The 23,417-nt window shown below is 63.2% G+C and carries 21 protein-coding genes; 9 read left to right on the forward strand and 12 right to left on the reverse strand.

Features of this window, described 5'->3' with window-relative positions; genetic code table 11:
- Positions 1-45: 45 nt before the first annotated feature.
- From coaD to K3725_RS08910, 3 genes are all read right to left on the reverse strand, one after another.
- Positions 46-546, reverse strand: coding sequence for a pantetheine-phosphate adenylyltransferase (gene coaD, locus K3725_RS08900; RefSeq protein ID WP_260018413.1), 501 nt, complete (start codon positions 544-546; stop codon positions 46-48).
- A 123-nt stretch (positions 547-669) separates the two neighbouring features.
- The gene (locus tag K3725_RS08905) at positions 670-1,107 is read right to left on the reverse strand and encodes a CBS domain-containing protein (RefSeq protein ID WP_039182819.1); all 438 of its coding nucleotides are present in this window, start codon (positions 1,105-1,107) and stop codon (positions 670-672) included.
- A 55-nt stretch (positions 1,108-1,162) separates the two neighbouring features.
- Positions 1,163-2,059: a LysR family transcriptional regulator gene (locus tag K3725_RS08910; protein ID WP_260018414.1), complete on the reverse strand. Its 897-nt coding sequence runs from the start codon at positions 2,057-2,059 to the stop codon at positions 1,163-1,165.
- Positions 2,060-2,196: 137 nt separating this feature from the next.
- On the opposite strand from K3725_RS08910, the gene K3725_RS08915 reads away from it, so the two are divergent.
- The 3 genes from K3725_RS08915 to K3725_RS08925 all read left to right on the forward strand — a co-directional run bounded on the left by K3725_RS08915 (position 2,197) and on the right by K3725_RS08925 (position 5,682).
- Positions 2,197-3,696: a CoA-acylating methylmalonate-semialdehyde dehydrogenase gene (locus tag K3725_RS08915; protein ID WP_260018415.1), complete on the forward strand. Its 1,500-nt coding sequence runs from the start codon at positions 2,197-2,199 to the stop codon at positions 3,694-3,696.
- Positions 3,697-3,898: 202 nt separating this feature from the next.
- Positions 3,899-4,933: a fatty acid desaturase gene (locus K3725_RS08920; RefSeq protein WP_260018416.1), complete on the forward strand. Its 1,035-nt coding sequence runs from the start codon at positions 3,899-3,901 to the stop codon at positions 4,931-4,933.
- Positions 4,934-5,079: 146 nt separating this feature from the next.
- Complete coding sequence (locus K3725_RS08925) at positions 5,080-5,682, forward strand: L,D-transpeptidase (protein WP_260018417.1); 603 nt, start codon at positions 5,080-5,082, stop codon at positions 5,680-5,682.
- A 76-nt stretch (positions 5,683-5,758) separates the two neighbouring features.
- On the opposite strand, the gene K3725_RS08930 is transcribed toward K3725_RS08925, so the two are convergent.
- Entirely contained in the window at positions 5,759-7,477 is a 1,719-nt protein-coding gene (locus K3725_RS08930) for a UDP-N-acetylglucosamine-peptide N-acetylglucosaminyltransferase (protein WP_260018418.1), read from the reverse strand.
- Positions 7,478-7,819: 342 nt separating this feature from the next.
- Between K3725_RS08930 and K3725_RS08935 the strand changes: the two genes are divergently transcribed.
- The 4 genes from K3725_RS08935 to K3725_RS08950 all read left to right on the forward strand — a co-directional run bounded on the left by K3725_RS08935 (position 7,820) and on the right by K3725_RS08950 (position 11,583).
- A complete protein-coding gene (locus K3725_RS08935) occupies positions 7,820-8,959 on the forward strand; it encodes an acyl-CoA dehydrogenase family protein (protein ID WP_260018419.1) in 1,140 nt (379 codons plus the stop codon).
- Between the two features lie 51 nt (positions 8,960-9,010).
- On the forward strand, positions 9,011-10,057 hold the full coding sequence (locus K3725_RS08940; protein ID WP_260018420.1) for an enoyl-CoA hydratase/isomerase family protein: 1,047 nt from the start codon (positions 9,011-9,013) through the stop codon (positions 10,055-10,057).
- A complete protein-coding gene (gene mmsB, locus K3725_RS08945; RefSeq protein ID WP_260018421.1) occupies positions 10,054-10,929 on the forward strand; it encodes a 3-hydroxyisobutyrate dehydrogenase in 876 nt (291 codons plus the stop codon). Before K3725_RS08940 ends, mmsB begins: the two co-directional genes overlap by 4 nt.
- Before the next feature lie 315 nt (positions 10,930-11,244).
- Positions 11,245-11,583, forward strand: coding sequence for a hypothetical protein (locus K3725_RS08950; RefSeq protein WP_260018422.1), 339 nt, complete (start codon positions 11,245-11,247; stop codon positions 11,581-11,583).
- Between the two features lie 19 nt (positions 11,584-11,602).
- Here K3725_RS08950 and K3725_RS08955 read toward each other — a convergent pair whose 3' ends face one another.
- The gene (locus K3725_RS08955) at positions 11,603-12,373 is read right to left on the reverse strand and encodes a helix-turn-helix domain-containing protein (RefSeq protein WP_260018423.1); all 771 of its coding nucleotides are present in this window, start codon (positions 12,371-12,373) and stop codon (positions 11,603-11,605) included.
- Between the two features lie 121 nt (positions 12,374-12,494).
- On the opposite strand from K3725_RS08955, the gene K3725_RS08960 reads away from it, so the two are divergent.
- Entirely contained in the window at positions 12,495-12,929 is a 435-nt protein-coding gene (locus K3725_RS08960) for an excinuclease ABC subunit A (RefSeq protein WP_260018424.1), read from the forward strand.
- Between the two features lie 105 nt (positions 12,930-13,034).
- Here the strand turns inward: K3725_RS08960 and uvrA are convergent, their stop codons facing one another.
- From uvrA to lpdA, 3 genes are all read right to left on the reverse strand, one after another.
- Positions 13,035-15,893, reverse strand: a complete 2,859-nt coding sequence (gene uvrA, locus K3725_RS08965) for an excinuclease ABC subunit UvrA (RefSeq protein ID WP_260018425.1) — start codon at positions 15,891-15,893, stop codon at positions 13,035-13,037.
- 257 nt (positions 15,894-16,150) lie between these two features.
- On the reverse strand, positions 16,151-17,320 hold the full coding sequence (locus K3725_RS08970; protein WP_260018426.1) for an MFS transporter: 1,170 nt from the start codon (positions 17,318-17,320) through the stop codon (positions 16,151-16,153).
- A 194-nt stretch (positions 17,321-17,514) separates the two neighbouring features.
- Entirely contained in the window at positions 17,515-18,909 is a 1,395-nt protein-coding gene (gene lpdA / locus K3725_RS08975) for a dihydrolipoyl dehydrogenase (RefSeq protein ID WP_260018427.1), read from the reverse strand.
- Between the two features lie 194 nt (positions 18,910-19,103).
- Here lpdA and K3725_RS08980 point away from each other — a divergent pair, with 194 nt between their 5' ends.
- Entirely contained in the window at positions 19,104-19,517 is a 414-nt protein-coding gene (locus tag K3725_RS08980; protein WP_260018428.1) for a hypothetical protein, read from the forward strand.
- A 7-nt stretch (positions 19,518-19,524) separates the two neighbouring features.
- Here K3725_RS08980 and K3725_RS08985 read toward each other — a convergent pair whose 3' ends face one another.
- The 4 genes from K3725_RS08985 to queA form a co-directional block, all read right to left on the reverse strand.
- Entirely contained in the window at positions 19,525-19,959 is a 435-nt protein-coding gene (locus K3725_RS08985; protein WP_260018429.1) for a GFA family protein, read from the reverse strand.
- A gap of 159 nt (positions 19,960-20,118) precedes the next feature.
- A complete protein-coding gene (locus tag K3725_RS08990) occupies positions 20,119-20,697 on the reverse strand; it encodes a DUF924 family protein (protein WP_260018430.1) in 579 nt (192 codons plus the stop codon).
- A gap of 138 nt (positions 20,698-20,835) precedes the next feature.
- Complete coding sequence (locus tag K3725_RS08995) at positions 20,836-22,110, reverse strand: MFS transporter (protein ID WP_260018431.1); 1,275 nt, start codon at positions 22,108-22,110, stop codon at positions 20,836-20,838.
- A gap of 168 nt (positions 22,111-22,278) precedes the next feature.
- Positions 22,279-23,364 (reverse strand): tRNA preQ1(34) S-adenosylmethionine ribosyltransferase-isomerase QueA, encoded by a 1,086-nt coding sequence (gene queA / locus K3725_RS09000; RefSeq protein ID WP_260018432.1) that lies wholly within the window; start codon positions 23,362-23,364, stop codon positions 22,279-22,281.
- Between the last annotated feature and the right edge of the window lie 53 nt (positions 23,365-23,417).

The raw sequence follows: 23,417 nt of genomic DNA on the forward strand, positions 1-23,417 counted from the left end.
CGGGCAACAGCCCGGCTTTGCTTCGGTCCAACGCTCCGCGCAGGGTCAACCGGATTTGCCCAGCCGTTCCATCAGCTTCTCGTTGACCAGTGGCGTGACGAATTTAGACACATCGCCATCCAGCCGGGCGATTTCCTTGACCAGTTTCGACGCAATCGCCTGGTGCCGTGCCTCGGCCATCAGGAACACGGTCTCGATCGAGCTGTCCAGCGCCCGGTTCATGCCGACCATCTGAAACTCATACTCGAAATCGGCAACCGCCCGCAGCCCGCGCACGATGATCTGAGCACCGACGTCGCGGGCGCAGTCGATCAGCAGGTTCTCGAACGGATGCGCCACGATCTCGGTGCCGGTCTCGTCGCTCAGCTTGGCGCATTCCGCTTCGATCATCGCCACCCGCTCCTCCAGAGGGAACAGCGGCCCCTTGTCGCGGTTGATGGCGACGCCGATCACCAGCTTGTCCACCAGCGCGCTAGCGCGGCGGATGATGTCGATATGACCGATGGTAATCGGGTCAAAGGTGCCGGGATACAGACCAACGCGCATGGGCGGCCTCCTGCCTTGTCAGAAATTTCTGCGCACGCAAACATATTTGCGGCCGTCATTGCAAGGGGGCAGAAATACGGAGGCCGCGGCTGCGGCCAAGTGCCCCGCGCGACGGCCTGCGGCTCAGTGGCCCATGATCATGTCTTGCAGCGCGTCCTTCTCCATCGCAACCTGAGCCAGCTGCGCCTTGACCGCATCGCCCAGGGTGATGATCCCGATGAGCTTGCCGTCATCTTCCACCACCGGCATGTGGCGGAACCGGCCGTCGGTCATCTGCTGCAGGACTTCGCCGACATTGGACTGGCTGGTGCAGGTGACCAGCTCCTTGGTCATATAGTTGCTGACAGGCTCGTCCAAGCAGCCAGACCCGGATTTGGCCAGTTCCCGAACGATATCGCGCTCGGACAGAATGCCATCCGGGTAGTCGCCGTCGGCGGAAACAACGACGGTGCCAAACCGGTTGTCTGACATGACTTTCGCTGCCTCGGAAACACTCGCAAACAGGCTGACCGTAACAACACCCGAGCCGGCCTTGGACTTTAAAATCTCTTGAACGAGCACGCTGGAGACCTCCGGAAATAACTTCTCTGTAAATTAAGTGTGCCGCAACGCAGCTTTAAGTCAAGGCTTCCAGCCGGGCCACCTCGTCGCGGATGCCCTTGGACAAGGCTTGGGCAAAGCGGTTCAGCCGCTCGCTGCGCTGGTCGCCCTGATGGCGCACCAGGTGGAAACTGCGCGTCAGGCTCACCTTGTCGGTCAGGATCTTGCGCAGCATCCGGTGGGCCGGCAGGCTGAAATCATGCGCCACGCAGACCGCCGTTCCTTGCGCCGCCATCTTGATCTGCACCGAGACAGAGTTGGACGCCAGCGCCACCCGTTCGATCCCGATGTCGTTCAGATAGTCCAGTTCCTTGTCAAAGATCATGTCGGGGATATAGCCGATCATCTTGTGGCCCTTCAGGTCCTCCAGCTTTTCGATCGGCGGATGGTCCTTCAGGTAATGGCGGGACGCGACCAGGTGCAGCTTATAGTCGCAGATCTTTTGCACCAGCAGCTTACCCGCTGTCGGGGCGCTGACGGTGACGGCCATGTCGGCCTCCCGGCGGCTGAGATTGATGACGCGCGGCAGGGCCACGATCTGGATATCCAGATCCGGGTTCTCCTCTGCGATTTGGACGCAGACCTGCGGCAGGATGTAGTTGGCGCTGCCATCCGGCGCGCCGATGCGGATCTGGCCGGACATCGTATCACTGGGGCCGCTCAGGGCTTCCGTCCCTGCCCGCATCGCCTGTTCGGCGGCCTCCGCATGAACCAGCAGCCGGTCGCCGGCGGCGCTGAGGGCATAACCTTGCGGCGATTTCACGAACAGCGGGGTTTCCAGGGCCGCCTCGAACCGGGCAATGCGGCGTCCAACGGTGGCGGGATCCATCTTGAGGATACGGCCGGCGCCGGACAGGCTCGCCTCCCGTGCCACCGCCAAAAACACTTTCATATCATCCCACTGCGGATCCATTGGCCCCGGGTCCTCCGTTCTGCTGCTAACCTGGCGTTAACCTTTTGCGTTCCTGCAAAGCCTCTTTGAAATGTTTCCTCTTTTCCGATGTTTTTTGCAAGCCTACGATGAGGTCAAGATGAACAGAGGAGGATCCGATGAAAGAACTCGGCCACTTTATCAACGGCAAACTGGTCTCCGGCACCTCGGGCCGCTTTGACGATGTCTTCAACCCCGCAACCGGCGAAGTGCAGTATCAGTGCCCGATGGCCAGCGCTGCGGAAACCACCGATGCAATCGAAAAGGCCGCCGCGGCGCAGCCCGCATGGGGCGCCACCAACCCGCAGAAGCGCGCCCGCGTGATGATGGCGATGGTTGGCCTGATGAACCGCGACATGGACAAGCTGGCAGAGGCGCTGTCGCGCGAGCACGGCAAGACCATCCCGGACGCCAAGGGCGACCTGCAGCGCGGCCTGGAAGTGATCGAATACTGCATCGGCGCGCCGCAGATGCTGAAGGGTGAGTTCACCGACAGCGCAGGCCCCGGCATCGACATGTACTCCATGCGCCAGCCGCTGGGTGTTGTCGGCTCCATCATGCCGTTCAACTTCCCCGCCATGATGCCGCTGTGGCACGTCGGCCCGGCCTTGGCCTGCGGCAACGCCGTGGTGCTGAAACCGTCCGAGCGCGACCCCTCCGTGCCGCTGATGCTGGCTGAGCTGTTCGTTGAGGCAGGCCTGCCCGAGGGCGTGTTCCAAGTGGTGAACGGCGACCGCGAGGCGGTTGACACCATCCTGGACAGCGAAATCATTCAGGGCGTGTCCTTCGTCGGCTCCACCCCGATTGCACAGTACATCTATTCCCGCGCCACCGCCAACGGCAAGCGTGCGCAGTGCTTCGGCGGCGCCAAGAACCACATGATCGTGATGCCCGACGCCGATCTGGACCAGGCCGCTGACGCGCTGGTCGGCGCAGGCTTCGGCGCGGCCGGCGAGCGCTGCATGGCAATCTCGGTTGCGGTTCCGGTCGGCGAGGAAACCGCCGACAAGCTGATCGAGAAGCTGATCCCGCGCATCGAGAAGCTGAAAGTCGGCCCCTACACCGCCGGCGACGACGTCGATCTGGGTCCGGTTGTGACCGCGGCCGCCAAGGAACGCATCCTGGGCCTGATCCAGTCCGGTGTCGATCAGGGCGCCAAGCTGGTGGTCGACAACCGCGACTTCAAACTGCAGGGCTACGAGGACGGCTTCTTTGTCGGCGCCCACCTGTTCGACCATGTCACCACCGACATGGACATCTACAAGCAGGAGATCTTTGGACCGGTGCTTTCCACTGTGCGCGCAGGCACTTACGAGGAAGCGTTGAAGCTGGCGATGGATCACGAGTACGGCAACGGCACCGCGATCTTCACCCGCGACGGCGACACCGCGCGTGACTTCGCCTCCCGCGTGAACATCGGCATGGTGGGCATCAACGTGCCGATCCCGGTACCGCTGGCCTATCACACCTTCGGCGGCTGGAAGAAGTCGATGTTCGGCGACCTGAACCAGCACGGCCCGGACAGCTTCAAGTTCTACACCCGCACCAAGACCGTGACCTCCCGCTGGCCCTCGGGCATCAAGGAAGGCGGCGAGTTCAACTTCAAGGCCATGGACTAACCATCTGCGCTTTAACAGGAAAAGGCCCCGGACATTCCGGGGCCTTTTTCATTCCCTGTTTTCCGATGCAAATGCACTGCTGTAAATCGTGGCGGTTTTGCCGGCACGGAGTCAGTTAAAATAAGCTTTTCAGCCAGTTTTTACTTGTTCCGCAGCGTAACTCGTCTATCCGGTCTGCAACAGACAGACAAACGGCAGGCGCATGAGCAAGACTGAAGAACCGGACCAGCCGCAGGCGGCTGCAAGAACCGCCCGCGACTGGGTCAAGATCCTGGCCCACTACCGCGAACCCAATTCCCTGCGCAGCAGCTTTGAGCTGGCCGTGACCGTGGTGCCCTTTCTGGTGCTCTGGGCGCTGGCCTGGTGGTCGCTGTCGGTCAGCTACTGGCTGACCCTGGCCCTGTCGGTTTGCATCGCCGCCTTCCTGTTGCGCCTGTTCACCATCCAGCACGACTGCGGCCACGGATCCTTCTTCAACAACCGCCATGTCAGCGACTGGGTGGGCCGCATCATCGGGGTGCTGACGCTGACCCCCTATGATGTCTGGCGCCGCACCCACTCGATCCATCACAGCACCCACGGGAACCTCGACAAACGCGGGATGGGCGATATTCACACGATGACCGTCGCAGAATACCGCGCTGCCAGCCGCTGGGACCGCCTGGTCTACCGGCTGTACCGCCACCCGGTGACCCTGTTCGCCATTGGTCCCGGCTACCTGTTCTTCCTGCAGAACCGCATCCCCTACGGCCTGACCGGCCAGGCGCGCTACTGGGTCAGCGCGATGGGCACCAATGCCTCGATTCTGGCCGCGCTGGGGCTGATCTGGTACTTTGGCGGACTGATGCCGCTGGTGCTGATCTTCGTGCCTGCCACCCTGATTGCCGCCACCGCCGGCCTGTGGCTGTTCTATGTGCAGCACCAGTTCGAGACCACCCAGTGGGAGCAGGAAGAGGACTGGCAGCTGCATGACGCCGCGCTGCACGGCAGTTCGCATTACGTGCTGCCGCCGGTGCTGCAGTGGCTCAGCGCCAATATTGGCATCCACCATGTGCATCATCTTTACAGCCGCATCCCGTTCTACCGCCTGCCAGAGGTGCTGCGCGACCATGCTGAACTGGCCGAGGGCAACCGCATGACCATCCGGGAAAGCCTGGCCAATGCGCGGCTGCACCTGTGGGACGAGGACAGCAAGCGCCTCCTGTCCTTTGCCCAGGCCCGCAGCCTGACGGCCTGATCCTGCAGCTTCCCGGACGGCAATCTTCCGCCGCCCGGGAAAACACAAGCTTGTGAGACGCTGATTTTCCGCTATGCCGCCCCTAGGAAAACCCGTTGGCATGCTTATCTTGCAGCGGAGATTTCGAGCAGCACGGTAGAGGCATCATGACCACATTCCGCATCACCCGCCGCGCAACCCTGATGGGCCTCGGCGCCACCCTGGCCACCCCGGTCCTGTTGCGCGCCCAGTCGACCGACGCCTTTCCGCAGAACGAATCCGCGATCCGCGAGGAAGTTCCGGTGCAGCGCAACACTTCGGCGTTCATGCAGCAGAGCTGGCAGGACCATTTCGAGACCCTGGGCGCAGGCTGCCTGCTGGCCGACATCAGCTCCCGCGCGCTGCATTACTGGGGGCCGGACAATCAGACGTACCGGCTGTTCCCCTCCTCGGTTCCGATGACCGAGGATCTGACCAAACGCGGCTACACCACGGTCGTGCGCAAACGGGAAAACCCCAGCTGGACCCCGACCGCCTCGATGCGCGAACGCGACCCGACGCTGCCGGAACGTATCGAAGGCGGCGTTGCGAACAACCCGCTGGGCACCCGCGCGATGTATCTGGACTGGCCGGCCTATCTGGTCCACGGCACCCATGACACCCGCAAGATCGGGCGGCAAAGCTCCTCCGGCTGCATCGGTCTCTATAACCAGCACGTGGAAGAGCTGTATGAGCTTGTGCAGATCGGCACCCAGGTGCGGCTGCTCTGATCTGCCTGCCCTCACTGGCAAACCCCAACAGAAAAGGGCGCGGAAAAACCGCGCCCTTTCTCTTATGTCAGAGGCCTCAGCTCAGGCTGATATGGTCCGGCTTCAGCCCGGCATTGAACCGCTCCAGTGTTTTTTCCAGCAGCGCTTCAAAGTTGCGGGTGAATTTCCCGGTGTCATAGAGCGGGCCGGTCTCGATCCCCTGTTTGACCCGCGCCTTCACATCCGCCAGATAATCCCGGTCGCGGGCCAGCTTCAGCGCCAGCGCCTGATACTGCTGCGGCGTGGACGTGGTCAGCTCATCCATTCCGACAGAGTGCAGCAGGCTGGCGGCGACCCGTGCGGCAAACTGCTTGCCGACCTTGGTGACCACCGGAACGCCCGCCCACAAGGCGTCACTGGCCGTGGTATGCGCATTCACAAAGAACGTGTCCAGAAAGATATCGGCCAGCGGCAGGCGGGCGAGGTGGTCCTCCTGCTTGGCAAAACCGGCAAACACGATCCGCTCCGGGCTGATGCCGCGGCGCTTCGCTTCGGCGCGGATGTTGGCGCGGATATCGTCGTGGGCGGCGTAGAACCACAGCACGCTGTCCGGCACCAGCTTGAGCAGTTTCATCCAGATGTCGAACTCCTCCGGCGACACCTTGTAGGGGCTGTTGAAGGAGCAGAACACCAGCGCATCTTCCGGCAGGCCGGCATCGGCCCGCGTGGGCACATTCTCCGATGCCGTGCGGCTGTCATCGTTGGACTGGTAGCAGTCCGGCATATAGAGGACTTTCTCGGTATAGTGCTTGCGGTATTTCGGCGGCACCACAACCGGGTCGGCAACCATGTAGTCGATGGCGTCCACGCCGGATGTGCCGGGATAGCCGAGATAGGAAATCTGAACCGGCGCCATGCGGTGGTCGAACAGGTTGATCCGATTGCCCTTGGTGTGCCCCTTCAGGTCGATGGCGATGTCCAGCCCGTCCGCCCGCGCCTGTTCGACAATGGTCTCAGTGGCAACGCCGCCGACCTGCCGGTAGACGTCCGCGGATTTCTCTGCCCGCAGGCGGCCTTCCTGCTGGGTCATGGCGCCATAGTCGTAGATGTAGATCTCGAACCGGTCGCGGTCATGCAGTTCGAACATCCGGCCGATCAGATACATGGTCGCGTGATCCAGGAAGTCGCAGGAGAAATACCCGATCCGGATCTTGTCCTTCTTTGCCAGCGGCGCAGTGAAACTGGCGGTCTCTTCCTTGCAGACCTTGTTGGCGTTCGCGGCCAGCACAGAATACTGTTTCTGCATTTCCGGGTCGTCGACCACGCTCAGGAAGGAGAACGGGTCAATCGCCTTCATCACCTTGGAGAAGTTCCTGATCTTCTTGCGGGCCTTGCCGAACTCGGACCAATCGCATTTGCGCCGCTTCAGGTGCATCATGCGGGCAAAGACCACTTCATTCGACGGCGCGAACTTCAGGCAGTCCTGGAAATAGTTGATGGCTTCCTCATCCTGCCCGATCCGCATCAGGTAGCTGCCGATATAGGCCAGGCATTCCGGGTTCTGCGGCTCCAGCCGCAGCGCCTCGACATGGCAGAGAATCGCCTTGTCGCGCTTCTCCATCAGCTCATAAATCTCACCGAGCGCGGTATGGATCGAGCGGTTCTTGGGGTCCAGTTCCAGCGCCTGCTCCATCAGGTAGACCGCATCCTTGAAGCTGCGCTCCACCGCCTTGCGGCGTGACAGTTTCATCAGGCGCACCACTTGTTCCCGAACCGGAACGTCGTTTGATTTCAGCATGCCGTGGCGCATCGCCATCGTGAAATTTGCCCGTTCATTGCTGGCCACAGCCGCCGGGAAGTCCGGCGTTTTTCCACCCCCCTTTGCGGACCCGCTGAGGTTGGATGCCAGAAAATGCTGCGCCCCTGAATTTGACACGTCGCCTGCTCCTTTTGGAATGCGTATTGCAGGGTTCACCTGCACATGACCGGTTTGAGACAGAGTTTCGCCGAAGTTTCTTAATTTTCTCCTGACCCCGGGGCGGCAAGCCGCGGCATTGCTGCACGCCGGCTTTGCAATTGCGCAGCTTGCCTCAGCGTCCCCCGGCCGCTATTAAATTAACAACTGTTCAATTCATCTAACCGGCGGGAGGAGCGGCGCATGGATTTTGCACTGACAGAGGAACAGCAGGCCATTTTCGACATGGCCCGCGCATTCGGCCAGGACAACATCGCGCCGCATTCCCGCGAGTGGGAAAAGGCAGGCACCATCCCCAAATCCCTGTGGCCGCAGCTGGCAGAGCTGGGTTTCGGCGGGCTGTATGTCTCTGAGGAATACGGCGGCTCCGGCCTTTCGCGCCTGGATGCAACGCTGGTGTTCGAAGCGCTGGCCATGGCCGACCCCGCCGTCGGCTCCTTCCTGTCGATCCACAACATGTGCGGCGGCATGATTGACAAGTTCGGCTCCGAGGAAACCAAGCAGAAATGGCTGCCCAGCTTGTGCACGATGGAGAAAGTGTTCTCCTACTGCCTGACCGAACCCGGATCCGGTTCTGACGCCGCGGCGCTGAAAACCCGCGCTGAGCGCAGCAACGAAGGCTACACGCTGAACGGCACCAAGGCGTTCATCTCCGGCGGCTCCTACTCCGACGCCTATGTCGTGATGTGCCGCACCGGCGAGGATGGCCCCAAGGGCATCTCCACCGTTGTGGTCGAGGACGGCGCACAGGGCCTGTCCTTCGGCGCGCTGGAGGACAAGATGGGCTGGAAGGCGCAGCCGACCTCGCAGGTGCAGTTCGACGATTGCGCGATCCCCGCGGACAACCTGATCGGCGAGGAAGGCAAGGGCTTCTCCTACGCAATGGCGGGCCTCGACGGCGGCCGTCTGAACATCTCAGCCGGCGCTCTGGGCGGCGCTCAGGCGGCGCTGGATCAGACCGTTCAGTACATGTCCGAGCGCAAGGCTTTCGGCAAATCCATTAACCAGTTCCAGGCGCTGCAGTTCCGGCTGGCGGAATATGAAACCCGCCTGCAGGCCGCCCGCACCTTCCTGCGCCAGGCCGCGTGGAAACTGGACACCGGCGCCCATGACGCCACCAAGTTCTGTGCCATGGCCAAGCTGATGGTTACCGACACCGCCTTTGACGTGGCCAACGGCTGCCTGCAGCTGCACGGCGGCTACGGCTATCTGGCCGACTACGGCGTCGAGAAGATCGTGCGTGACCTGCGGGTGCACCAGATCCTGGAAGGCACCAACGAGATCATGCGCCTGATCGTCGCGCGCCAGCTGATTGCAGAGTAACCTGCAATCAGCACACTGCCCGCGGCAACACAAATTGACGGAACACGCCCGATGAGTGATATCCATATCCGCAAATCCGGCCAGGCCGGCCGCATCACCTTCACCCGCCCGAAGGCGCTGAACGCGATGAGCTATGAGATGTGCATGGCAATCGACGCGGCCATGCGCGACTGGGCCGGGGATGACGCCGTCAAACTGGTGGTAATCGATGCCGAGGGCGACAAGGCCTTTTGTGCCGGCGGCGACATTGCCGAGCTTTATGACACCGGCACCAAGGGCGACTATTCCTATGGCCGCACCTTCTGGCGCGATGAATACCGGCTGAACGCCCGGATTTTCGAGTACAAGAAGCCGGTGATCAGCTTCATGCAGGGCTTCACCATGGGCGGCGGCGTTGGCATCGGCTGCCACGGCACCCACCGGGTGGTTGGTGAAAGCAGCCGGATCGCCATGCCGGAAGTCGGCATCGGCCTGGTGCCGGATGTGGGCGGCTCGCTGATGCTGGCAATGGCGCCGGATCACCTGGGCGAATACCTCGGCATGACAGCCGCGCGGATGGGCGCGGATGATGCCATCCTCGCAGGCTTTGCAGACTACTTCATCCCGCAGGACGGCTGGCCCGCGCTGGTCGCCGCGCTGGAGGAGACCGGCAGCGCCAAGCTGGTCGAGGATGCCGCCAAGCCCGCGCCTGAGGGCAAGCTGCGCACGGTCCGCGAGCACACCGCCAGACACTTCGGCAAGGACAGCCTGGAGGACATTCTTGCTGGTCTTGAGGCCGGAGATAGCGAGTTTGCCGCTGCCGCACTGAAATCTCTCAAACGCAACTCGCCGCTGTCGATGGCTTGCACGCTGGAGATGCTGCGCCGCCTGCGCGCCGACGGCCCCGCCATCCGCCGCGCGCTGGACCTTGAATACCGCTATACCTTCCGCGCCATGGAACAGAGCGATTTCCTGGAAGGCATCCGGGCCCAGATCATTGACAAGGACCGCAATCCGCAATGGCAATATGCAGGCCGGGCCGTGCCGGCACAGGCGGTTGACGACTTGCTGGCGCCGCTCGGCGCCGATGCGCTGACATTTGAGGAGGACGTGCAATGAAGATCGGATTTATCGGGCTGGGCAACATGGGCGGGCCGATGGCCGCCAACCTGGCCAAGGCCGGCCACGAGGTCACCGGCTTCGACATGGCCGATGTCAGCATCGAAGGCGTGACCATGGCCGCTTCCGGCCCCGAAGCCGCGGTTGGCGCCGATGCCGTCATTACCATGCTGCCCAATGGCGCCATCCTGCGCCTTGTCGCGGCAGAGGTGATCCCGGCCATGGCCAAGGGCGCCGCGCTGATCGACTGCTCCACCGTCGATGTTGACTCCGCCCGCGCAGTCGCGGAACAGGCCGAGGCCGCAGGCCTCCTCTCCGTCGACGCGCCAGTCTCCGGCGGTATTGGCGGCGCCGCGGGCGGCACGCTCACCTTCATGGCTGGCGGCTCGTCAGAGGCATTTGCGGCAGCGGAACCGCTGTTTGATATCATGGGCCAAAAGGCCGTGCATTGCGGCGAGGCCGGCGCCGGCCAGGCCGCCAAGATCTGCAACAACATGATCCTGGGCGTCACCATGATCGCCACCTGCGAGGCGTTTGCCCTGGCCGACAAGCTGGGACTGGACCGTCAGAAGATGTTCGACGTGGTCTCCACCTCCTCCGGCTACAGCTGGACGATGAACGCCTATTGCCCGGCCCCCGGCGTCGGCCCGCAGTCGCCCGCCGACAACAACTACCTCCCCGGTTTCGCGTCGGAACTGATGCTCAAGGACCTGGGCCTCAGCCAGCAGGCTGCGGAAAGCGCCGATGCCGACACCCCGATGGGGAAACTGGCCATGGCGCTCTACAAGAAGTTCGTCGAGGAGGAAGACGGCAAGGGCATGGACTTCTCTGCCATGCTGCCGCGGTTCGAGAAGCGCAGCCGGGAGGGCTGACATGCCCAGCCGCCACGCGCGGCCACCTCCCAAACCGGCACTGCGCAAGGCCGGCCTCTGACGGGGCCGGCTTTTTTGCTGTCCGGCTCCAAACCTCAGCCGGCCTTGATCCCTGCACACAGGCGGAAATCCGCGAGCGGCCCGCGCCTCCTTGCGCTGAAACCGGCCGGGGCGGCAAAAGCGCCGTCCGCGGCCCGCGGGTTCTTGCCGCCGCGTGACCCGCAACCGGCAACCCGCCGCCTCCTGTTTTCAGCCCTCTTGGCTTTGCCGCCGGACCCTTTATGTGAGGGTCAGCGCAAAGAGGACCCGCTGTAAATGTTACGCCGCCTTGCTCCAATATCCGTTCTTGCCGCAGCCTGTGCGCTGGCAATTCCGCTGGCTGCCGGCAATGGCGGCCCGGAGCGGAGCGCATTGGAATGCCCGCAGGGGCTGGCGCTGAAAGCCTCTCACTGCACGCCTGATTCTGCCGCCAAGAAGTTCTACCGCCGCGGCGACCATATTCTCGACGACTACATCTGGATCGGCGAACCGGGGCAATGGGCGCCTGACCCCTACGGCACCTATGTGCAGGCCGGCGGCTATGTCTATCAGGTGAACCGCGAAACCCAGAAGGTTCTGCGTTTGATCGGTGCGGCGGGCGATCTGCCTCACTGACACCGCGCGTGGAGGCTGGTCAGAGCCGGGCCATGGCCTCCATCGTCTCCCGCGTGGCTTCATCAGCGGGAAACAGCATCTCGATCCGCAGCTCCGACATCGCAAGGTCACCGGTGCCGCCGAACTGGGTGATGGTTGAGAAGAACGCCAGAACCTGCGCGCCCATCCGGTACCGCGCCGGGATCACTGCCGGCAGCACCCCCTCCTGCGCCGCCGCATGCCCTGCAGCATTCTCCTGCAGCCGCGCCACTGCCCGCTCCAGAACAGGGTCAGCGCCGAAATGCGCCAGTTCCGTGCGCAGCCGTGCCAGGCTGTGCCGCTCGACTTCCTCCAGATTGTCCAGTGCCGCCCGCAGCGCCGCATTGTCCAGCAGAGCCTCGATCAGGCTGCTGCCCCTGGCAATTCCAGCACGGCTCAGCATCATTTCCATCGGGCGGTTCAGCTCCAGCAGGGTCCAGTGCCGGTCGATCAGCATCGCCGGAAAGGGCGCATGCGCCGCCATCATCTGTTCCGCCGCCTGCCTGAGCGGCACCAGCTCGGCATCCTCCAGATCCCGGCTCACATAGGCAGGCGCCAGCCCGGCAGCGGTCAGCAGCTGGTTCTGCACCCCGCCCGGCAATTGCAGCTCGCCGCTCAGACGCAGAACCATGCCCCGGCTGGGGCGGGCGCGGCCGCTCTCCAGAAACGACAGGTGCCTGGCTGAGACCCCGGCCTCCAGCGCCAGCTGCATCTGGCTCAACCGCCGCAGCCCGCGCCATTTTTTCAGAACTGCGCCAAATGCCTCTGCCATGTCCTGCCTCCATTTTCTGCAGCATAGACGACGGAAACCGGCACTTCACTTACCTCCAAGGTAATTGTTTTGCGTTCCTGCGCAGCTGCACCCTGCCCTGAGTAAACAACAGGAGCTTCCCATGACTCACTCTGCCGCGATCCGCATGCTCAAGACCGTCTCCATCCTCGGCGCCGCCTTCGGCCTTGCCATGGTGCTGGCCCTCGTCACACCGCTTGGCGCGGTCCTCAGTCTGTTCATCGACCTTGCCTTCCTGCCCGTGGACGGAGCCCAGGCGCTCACCCCGGGCGCAGCGTCGCTGATGACAGCCATCAGCGGCGGGCTGATGTGCGGGTTTTGTGTTCTGATCTGCCTGCTGACAGACCACGTCTACCGCAGCGATCCGGCCCTTGGCCGCCGCCTGCTGATCCCGGCGCTGCTGGCCTGGTATATCCCCGACAGCCTCGGCTCCCTCGCGGCGGGCGCCTGGTTCAACGTGGTGATGAACACCGCCTTCCTGGCCCTGTTCCTGATGCCGCTTATGCTGACCCGCCCCGCCGCCGCGCAAACCGCGTAAGAAAAGGGGGCCTCACCGCCCCCCATTCACCTTTGCAGAAATACTCCGGGGTGAATTGGCCAAAGGCCAAGAGGGGCAGCGCCCCTCCCGCCTCAAACGTTACCCTTATTCAGCAGCTACCTTCCGCGCTGCCAGAATGTCCTTCAGATACCGCCCGGTGTGGCTGCGCGGTTCATCTGCCACCGCTTCCGGAGTGCCGGCGGCAACAATCTCGCCGCCGCCATCGCCGCCCTCGGGACCAATGTCGATGATCCAATCGGCGGTCTTCACCACATCCAGATTGTGCTCGATCACAACCACCGAATTGCCCTGCTCCACCAGTTCGTGCAGCACTTCCAGCAGCTTCTTCACATCCTCGAAATGCAGGCCGGTGGTCGGCTCATCCAGAATATACAGCGTCCGCCCGGTAGAGCGTTTCGACAGCTCTTTCGACAGTTTCACCCGCTGCGCCTCGCCGCCGGACAGGGTGGTCGCCTGCTGGCCCACCTTGATGTAGCCGAGACCCACCCGCATCAGCGCGTCCATCTTGTCGCGGATCGCGGGCACCGCCTGGAAAAACTCCTGCGCGTCCTCCACCGTCATATCCAGCACATCGGCAATGCTCTTGCCCTTGAACTTGATCTCCAGCGTCTCCCGGTTGTAACGCGCGCCCTTGCAGGTTTCGCAGGTCACATAGACGTCGGGCAAAAAGTGCATCTCGATCTTGATGACACCATCGCCCTGACAGGCCTCGCAGCGTCCGCCCTTGACGTTGAAGGAGAACCGCCCGGGCTTGTACCCCCGCGTCTTGGCCTCCGGCAGGCCGGCAAACCAGTCGCGGATCGGGGTAAAGGCGCCAGTGTAAGTGGCAGGGTTTGAACGCGGCGTCCGCCCAATCGGGCGCTGGTCGATGTCGATCACCTTGTCCAGATGCTCCAGCCCCTTGATGCTCTCGCAGGGTGCAGGCGTCTGCCGCGCGCCGTTCAGGCGCATCGAGGCGGTCTTGAACAGCGTCTCGATGGTCAGCGTCGACTTGCCGCCGCCGGACACGCCGGTCACGCAGACGAACTTGCCCAGCGGGAATTCGGCCGTCACCTCTTTCAGGTTGTTGCCGGTGGCCTTGACCACCTTGATCTTCTTCTTGTTGCCCTTGCGCCGCTTGGCCGGCACCGCGATCTCCCGCGTGCCTGCCAGATACTGACCGGTGATCGAATTGGTGTCAGAGGCAATCATCTGCGGCGTGCCGTGGCTCACCACTTCGCCGCCATGCACCCCGGCGCCGGGGCCGATGTCGAACACATAATCCGCCTGGCGGATCATGTCCTCGTCATGCTCCACCACGATCACCGTGTTGCCCTGGTCACGCAGGTTTTTCAGGGTGCCGATCAGACGGTCATTGTCGCGCTGGTGCAAGCCGATGGAAGGCTCGTCCAGCACATAGAGAACGCCCGTCAGGCCAGAGCCGATCTGCGACGCCAAACGGATCCGCTGGCTTTCGCCGCCGGACAGGGTGCCGGAGGACCGGGACAGCGTCAGGTATTCAAGACCCACGTTGTTCAGGAAGCCAAGACGCTCGCGGATCTCCTTGACGATGGCGCGGGCAATCTCCTGTTTCTGCTGGGTCAGATGGTTCGGCACATCCTCGATCCAGGCCAGCGCCTCGCGGATCGACAGCTGCACCACCTGCCCCACATGCACGCCGGCAATCTTGACCGCCAGCGCCTCGTCGCGCAGACGGTAGCCCTCGCAGTGGTGGCAATGGCGATTGTTCTGGTAGCGTTCGAACTCCTCGCGGATCCAGTTTGAATCGGTCTCGCGGTAGCGCCGCTCCATGTTCGGAATGACGCCCTCGAAGGTGCGCTCCACCTGGTAGACCCGCCCGCCCTCGTCATAGCGGAACAGGATCTCCTCCTCGCCGGACCCATACAGGAACACCTTCTGCACCTTCTCAGGCAGGTCCTTCCAGACGGTATTCTTGTCGAACTGGTAATGCCGCGCGATGGCCTCGATGGTCTGCAGGAAATAGGGCGACTTGCCCTTGCGCCAGGGCGCCAGCGCGCCGTCATAAACCTTCAGGCTCTGGTCCGGCACCACCAGCCGCTCGTCAAAGAACAGTTCAACCCCCAACCCGTCGCATTCCGGACAGGCCCCGAAGGGCGCGTTGAAGGAAAACAGCCGCGGCTCGATCTCCGGGATGGTGAAGCCGCTGACCGGGCAGGCAAAGTTTTCGCTGAAGGTGATCCGCTCCGGATCGCCCTCTTTGGGCGCGGTCTCCAGAATGGCAATGCCATCGGCCAGATCCAGCGCGGTGCGCAGAGAATCCGCCAGCCGGGTCTCTATGCCCTCGCGCACCACCAGACGGTCGACCACCACATCGATGTCATGGCGGAACTTCTTGTCCAGCACCGGCGGCTCGTCCAGCTCATAAAACTCCCCGTCCACCTTCACCCGCTGGAAGCCCTGCTTGCGCAGCTCCAGGAATTCCTTCTTGTACTCCCCCTTGCGGTCGCGGACGATCGGCGCCAGCAGATAGCCGCGGGTGCCCTCCTCCATCTCCATGATCCGGTCGACCATGTCCTGCACCTGCTGCGCCTCAATCGGCTTGCCGGTGGCCGGGCTGTAGGGCGTGCCCGCGCGGGCAAACAGCAGACGCAGATAGTCATAGATCTCCGTCACCGTGCCAACGGTGGAACGCGGGTTCTTGGAGGTTGTCTTCTGCTCGATGGAGATCGCCGGCGACAGGCCGCTGATATGGTCCACATCCGGCTTTTCCATCATGTCGAGGAACTGGCGCGCGTAGGCCGACAGGCTTTCCACATAGCGGCGCTGCCCCTCGGCATAGATCGTGTCAAACGCCAGAGAGGACTTGCCTGAACCAGAAAGACCGGTGATCACCACCAACTCATCGCGCGGAATATCCACGTCGATGCTTTTCAGATTGTGCTCGCGCGCGCCGCGCACTTCGATGGATTTCAGCTCAGCCATAATGCCCCCGTACCCGCGCCGCCGAACCCTTGGCGGACGCCCGCCCTACAGATAGGGAATGCGGTGGAAAACGCCAAGCCCAAAAAGAGAACATTGCGCGAACAGGTTGAAACTTGCTGACAGCATCTGGCAGCAGCCGGAAAACCCGCGTTTTCCGGTCCGGAATTCGGCACGAATTCCGGCGCGCCGCGCAGATGCGCGGCGCTTGGCCCAACGGGAACGGGTCCCTTGGGGCCGGTGACGGGCGGGAGCAGCGCCTAGGCCCAGCCCCTCCGCCGCGCGGCCAGCAGCTGGTGCACCAGAATGCCCGCCAGAAACAGCCCGCAGACCACCAGCATCATGCCGCCGTAGCCCGCCACCCCCAGCGACGCCAGCAGCAGCGGCGTGCCGATAACGTTGCCGGCATTGCCCGCCTGCGACATGGCGCCATTGGCCTCAGCCTGATCCGCCGCGGTGGTGTTCAGCTGCGGAACGCAGGCAAAGCTTCCGCTTTGGACCAGTCCAAAGGCCGCGGCCAGCGCAAAACACGCCAGCCAGTCCCCCGGCATCGCCCAGAGCCAAATCCCGCCCGCCGCACAAAGGCCAAAGCCCAGCTGAATGAGCTGTACCGCCGGAATCACCCGCAGCAGCGCCACCCCGATCACCATTGACGAGGCGATGGAGATCAGCGGAAACGCCCCCATCACAAAGGCCCTCTGCTCCGCTGGCACATGCGGCGGCAGCACTGTCAGCAGCGCCACGAAACAGGTGGTATAGAACAGCCAGCCCGCGGCAGGCGCCAGCTTGTACGGTGAGCGGTAGATGTTCAGATGCAGCGACGGCAGCATCGCCAGCTGCGGCATCACCTGGCGTTCCGGCACCGGCAGATCGCGCATGGCCCACTGCAGCAGCACCGCCAGCGCCGCCATCAGCGCGGCATGGGCGGCAAACAATGCCAGCAGCCCGTAAGAGGCCGCCAGCGGCAGCCCCAGCCAATTCAAGAGCGCAAAGGCGACCCCGAAAAACGTGCTCCACACCGTCAGCGCCGTGCCCCGCTGGCGGTCGCTGGCCAAGAGCGCCATCAGAGTCGGACCCGCCACCACAATGCCCAGATGCGACAGACCTTCGGCGGCGCGGGTTGCCAGGAACAGCCCGTAGGGCAGATGCAGCACCTGCAGCGCCGACATTGCAGCCCCGGTCCACAGCGCCCAGACCAGCGTGCGCCGGTAGCCGAAGGCAGAAACAAACAGCCCGGCCACCGCACCCAGCAGGATGCCCAGCACCCCAGTCATCGACACGCTGAGACTCAGGCCCGCGCCGGCCTCCGGATAGAGCGCGCCAAGCTGGCCGAAGACCACAGAGACCTTACCGTATTGCGCCGCCGCACCCAGACCCGCGGCCCAGACCGCCAGGATCGCGCCCCAGCGGGTTTTCCCGGTTGTGCTCATGTCCGCTGCCTTTTGTTCTTGGTTTGCCTCTGGTTACCCCGGAGCGGACCGGGAGGCCAGAGCACACAGAGAACCAGCGTGGCGCGCACGGGCCAGTTCGGAACAGGGACGCCATACCTCCGAAGTGCGTCTTCTCAAAACAAAAGGCGGCCCGTTGCGGGCCGCCCGTCAGAATTTCGGCTGCCGATAACAGCTTACATATGGATCACGCGCCCATAGGCATCCAGCACGCTCTCATGCATCATCTCGGACAGCGTCGGGTGCGGGAAGACGGTGTTCATCAGGTCTTCCTCGGTGGTCTCCAGCTGGCGGCCCACCACATAGCCCTGGATCATCTCGGTCACCTCGGCGCCGACCATATGGGCGCCCAGCAGCTCGCCGGTCTTGGCGTCAAAGATGGTCTTGACCATGCCCTCGGCCTCCCCCAGCGCAATCGCCTTGCCGTTGCCGATGAAGGGGAAGCGGCCGACCTTGATCTCATAGCCCAGCTCCTTGGCCTTGGCTTCGGTATAACCGACAGAGGCGACCTGCGGCTGGCAGTATGTGCAGCCGGCAATGCTTTCGGGCTTCACCGGATGCGCGTGCTTGCCCGCGATCAGCTCGGCCACCATAACGCCCTCGTGGGACGCCTTGTGCGCCAGCCACGGCGCGCCGGCGATGTCGCCGATGGCATAAAGCCCGTCAACGCCGGTGCGGCAGAACTCATCCGTGATCACATGGGTGCGGTCGACCTTGACGCCCAGCTCTTCCAGCCCCAGGCCCTCGACGTTGCCGACGATCCCCACGGCGGAAATCACGGTGTCGAACTCCTGTTTCTCCACCTTGCCGCCGGTCTCGATATGGGCTGTCACCTTGCCCTTGCCGCGGTCCAGCTGCTTGACCATGGCTTTCTCCATGATCTTCATGCCCTGTTTGACAAAGGCCTTCTTGGCAAAGGCAGAGATTTCCGCGTCCTCGACCGGCAGCACCCGGTCCATCACCTCAACCACCGTGGTTTCGGCGCCCAGCGTGTTGTAGAAGCTGGCAAATTCGATGCCGATGGCGCCGGAACCGATCACCAGCAGCTTCTTCGGCATGCGGACGGGCTGCAGCGCGTGCTTGTAGGTCCAGACCAGATCGCCGTCCGCCTCCAGCCCCGGCAGCTCGCGGGCGCGGGCGCCGGTGGCCAGCACGATGTTCTTGGCGGTCAGATCCTGCGTGCCCTTGCCGGTCTTGACCGAAACCTTGCCCTTGGCCGGAATCGACGCCTCGCCCGTCACCACATCGATCTTGTTCTTCTTCATCAGGTGGCCGATGCCGGAAGACAGCTGTTTCGCCACTCCGCGCGAGCGTTTCACCACCGCATCGAGGTCATAGCCGATGTTGTCCGCCTTCAGGCCGAAATCCTTGGCGCGCTCCATCAGGTGGAACACTTCCGACGAGCGCAGCAGCGCCTTGGTCGGGATGCAGCCCCAGTTCAGGCAGATGCCGCCCAGGTGCTCCCGCTCGACCACACAGGTCTTAAGGCCCAGCTGCGCCGCACGGATGGCGGCGACATAGCCCCCCGGCCCGGCGCCGATTACGATCACGTCATACGATTGTGCGGCCATGTTGCTCCCTCGCCCTCGAACAGGTTCCAAAAACTAGTTTACCGTTAAACTAGTTTTCGCTGCACTGCAATCACCCACTGCTGCGGCATAGCGGCCATGCGTTTACCGGCAGGTTTCCGCTTGGCAGAGCGGGCAGCTCCGGGCCAGCATAGGACGGAAGCTTTCTGCAATCCACAACCCTGGACCGCATGCATATGACAGAAACTCTTTTTGACCTCGCCAAGGCGCTCTTGAACGCCACTCTGATCCTGCTGGCGCTGTGCCTGTTCCTGGGATGGAAACTGATGACCGCAGCCGAGGGCGCCACCGCCAATGCCGCCGCAATTGCAGACCGCGTGCTGCCGCTGCGCACGGATCTCGAAGCGCTGCAAGCGGAAGCTGCCGCTCTGCGCAGCACGGCGCAGGACAGCACCGCCACTGCCGCAAGCCTCACCCGGCTGGAGGCGCGCCTGGCCCAGGTGCAAACCAGCCTCGCAGACATGCGCGCCCTGCCCCGTCAGGCTGCTGCAGAAGCCGCCCGCGCAGGCGCCGCAGAACTGGCCGGCCGGATCATCCGCGCTGCGCCGCTGCTGAAGAACGGCAGCGCCTGCGGTTCAGGCGAAAGCTGACTCCGGCTCAGGCTTTTGCGGCATAGGCCGCCAGCAGCCCGCCGAACTCCTCCATCGCGGGGAAATGCTCAAAGCTGTGTTCTGCGGTGACCTGCACAAACGGATGCTTGGCTGCTGTCCAGGTCTCAACGAACGGGATGAACCAGCTGCAGTCCTCGAACATCGTTGGACGCACGTTCACAAACCCCTCAACGCCGGTGATGCGGGTGAACATCCAGGTCTGGCACTCCGGGCAGCAGAAATGGCTCAATTCCTCCCCCTTGGCACCTCCAACCACAGGGGCGCCCTGCGTCACCCGAAACGCTTCAGCCGGGAACATCGCGGTCAGGGAAAAGGCGCTGGAACTCATCTTCTGACAGCCACGGCAGTGGCAGGCGGCTGTGAGAACCGGCGGTTCGGACACTTCTATACCGGTGGCACCGCAGCGGCAGCTGCCGGTCATGGGAAAGGAGGATTCAGTCATGCTCTGTCTTTCAAGGAATTTTCTGAAATGCGGGAGCACCTTCCTGCCGCAGCGCCGCACCGCACGCAAGGGACGGCCAAAGAAAACGCCGCGCCCCTCCTCAGGGCACGGCGCTAATACTTTCCAGCAAGACCGGTGTCAGCCGGCCGCTTGCATCTGCCGCACGGTCTCGCCATAGCCGCCGGCCTGCACATAGGCCCGCTCCGGGCTGGTGCTGGCGCGGCTCAGGGCCTCGTTGCGGTAGGGGAAGCGGCCGAACTGGCGGATCACTTCACGGTGGGCGCGGGCATGCAGCAGGTTGCTGGTGCCGGTCTGCGGCATCCGCTCCATCATCAGACGGATGCAGCGTTCCTGGTCGCACAGGTTTTCCGAATGCATCAGCGGCAGGTAGAAGAACTGCCGCGCCGGCTCGTCGATTTTCAGATCCCAGTTCTTGTTGATGGCGATCTTGGCCGCCGACAGAGCCGCCCGGTCCGAAGCAAAGGCCCGGCCCTCACCGCGGAACATATTGCGCGGGAACTGGTCCATCAGGACAATATAGGCCAGCGTGCCGCTCGGGTAGGTGAGCCAGAAGGAAAACCGGCCTTCGCAGGCCGCCTCCCAGGTGCTTTGGAACGTGTCGCGGATCTCCTGATCCAGCGCGTCATCCTGCAGATACCATCCCTTCTCCCCGACTTTGTCGAGCCAGAATGCAAGTATCTCTTCGGGACCAGTCATCGGTCGTAACTCCAAGTTTCTCCTGACCCTATCTTCAGGCCATTTTACATTACCTTTACAAGTAACCTTGGGTCACAAATTGCGTCAGACAACCCTATTGTGTGAAATAATCCTCACAATTCCGGCTGGTTAGCGCAATCAGACTGTTTCTTGGGCAGTTTCCTGCTCCTCCAGTTCGCTCTCGATGGCGTATTCCTGAGCAAACTCCACAGCCACCGGCGTTGCTGTCGGCGACATCGCGGCAAAGCTGCCGGTTTCATCGACAGGCACGGCCGCTCGCTGCGTCGCGCGGTAGGCGGCATAGGCGGCCATCGCAAACATCAGCGCGCCGATGAAGGTAAAGAACCCCGCGGGCCCGAACACCGCATCCTCCATCAGCCAGCCGGTGATCAGCGGCCCGGCAATGGCACCCAGCCCGTTGATGAAGATCAGCCCGCCGGAAGCCGCCGCCATGTCGTCATGCTCCAGGTAGTCGTTGGTATAGGCGATCAGCAGCGAATAAAGCGGGTTCGACAGCCCGCCGATGAAGAAGGCGGCCACCAGCAGCATCTTGAACTCCATCCCGAACAGGAACCCGATCACCGCGCCGCTGCCGCCGGCAAGGGCGGCCCCCAGGATCAGGAAACGGCGGTCCATGCGGTCCGACAGCCAGCCCAGCGGATACTGCAGCAGCATCGCGCCAACATAGAAGGTGGAGACAAAGACCGACAGCTGCCACAGCGTCAGCCCGGCGGCAGAGCCGTAAACGGCGCTCATCCCGAACTGGGCCGAAAACACGCCGCCGAGGAGGAACATGCCGACACAGCCCAGAGGCGAGGTTTCAAACAGCTTGCGCAGGGTCATCGGCTTGGTGGTGTCAAAGGCCGGCGTCGGCGAGATCGACAGGAGGATCGGCCCGAAGGAGACCGAAACCAGGATCGACGCGATGATGAACGCCTCATAGCCGGCCGGGTCGCCGATCTGGATCATCATCTGGGCGGCAATGATGCCGATGGTCTGCACGATCATATAGAGCGACAGCGCCTTGCCCCGGTTGGTATTGTCTGCGGCGTTGTTCAGCCAGCTTTCGGCGGTCACATACACGCCCGAGAAGCAGAAGCCGATGATCATCCGCCCCAGTGCCCAGGCAATGGTGTTCGGCATCAGCGGATAGAGGATCATCACCGCGGAGATGAAAGAGGCCAGCGCCGCAAACACCCGCACATGGCCAACCCGGCGGATCATCTCCGGCGCCAGCCGCGAGCCGCCCAGAAAGCCCACGAAATAGGCCGCCATCACGATCGACATCTGGAAGGTCGAAAAGCCCTCAAGCTCGCCGCGAACACCCAGCATGGTGCCCTGCAGGCCGTTGCCCACCATCAGCAAGCAAACCCCCAGCAACAGCGCCCATGCGCTCGACAGCACCTGCAGCATTACATGCCTCCTTTGAAAGCAAAGCAGCCCTCCACCAGGGGACGGGCTGCCAACACCTTTGTTTGTTATGTCCGGCCGATCAAGCCCGCCGGGCCGGTATCGCCGATTCAGATTTCAGTTTGATGAACCCTTTGCGCGCCTGCAGGGTTCCATAGCTGCGGCGCTTATCTATGATTTTCCGCCGCTTTTCTGAGATGTATTCGCCTTGGCCGGGATCAAAAGCGACGCGTCGCCGTAAGAGAAGAACCGGTAGCGGTTCTCAACGGCATGGGCATAGATCTTGCGGATTTCCTCCTGCCCCATCAGCGCCGAGACCAGCATCAGCAGGGTTGATTTCGGCAAGTGGAAATTGGTCATCAGCGCATCCGCCACCTGGAACGTGAACCCCGGGTAGATAAAGATGTCAGTGTCGCCTTCCCAAGCGTGGATCCGGCCGTCCTTGGCCGCGCTTTCGATCAGCCGCAGCGCCGTGGTGCCGACCGGGATCACCCGCCCGCCTGCGGCCTTGGTTGCGGCGATCTCTGCTGCGGCCTCTTCGCTCACCTTGCCCCATTCCGCGTGCATCCGGTGGGTGGTCACATCCTCCACCTTCACCGGCAGAAAGGTGCCCGCCCCCACATGCAGGGTGACATAGGAAATCTCAACTCCGCGCGCCTTCAGCGCCTCCAGCAGCGGCGCGTCGAAATGCAGCGAGGCTGTCGGTGCTGCCACCGCGCCGGAGTTCTTGGCCCAGACGGTCTGATAGTCGGTCTTGTCCTGCTCATCCGCGGCACGCTTGGCGGCGATATAGGGCGGCAGCGGCATCGCGCCGGCCTCCGCCAGCGCCGCGTCGAAGCTGGTGCCGCTCAGGTTGAAGCGCAAATGCCCCTGGCCGTCTTCGATGGCTTCCAGCCTGGCACTCAGCTCTTCGGAAAAGACGATCTCCTCGCCCGCCTTGATCTTCTTCAAGGGCTTCAGCAGCGCCGCCCAGGTGCCGTCGGCGCGCGGCTCCAGCAGGGTCGCCTCAATTTTGGCCGCCACGGCGCCTTGGGTGCTGTCGCGGTGCCGCAGCCCGCTCAGGCGCGCCGGGATCACCTTGGTATCGTTCAGCACCAGCCGGTCGCCGGGCTGCAGCCAGCGGATCAGGTCCGTCACGTGCCCGTCGTGCAGGCTGCCGCCCTCGGCCACCAAGAGGCGGGCCGAGCTGCGCGGATTGGCAGGCCGGGTGGCAATCAGGTCGTCGGGCAGGTCAAAATCGAAATCGCTGAGTTTCATGGCGCGCGCTATAGGCTGTGCAGCGTGGGAAATCTATGGCGATTTTCATCCGC

This window comes from Leisingera sp. S132, assembly GCF_025144465.1.
Classification (GTDB): domain Bacteria; phylum Pseudomonadota; class Alphaproteobacteria; order Rhodobacterales; family Rhodobacteraceae; genus Leisingera.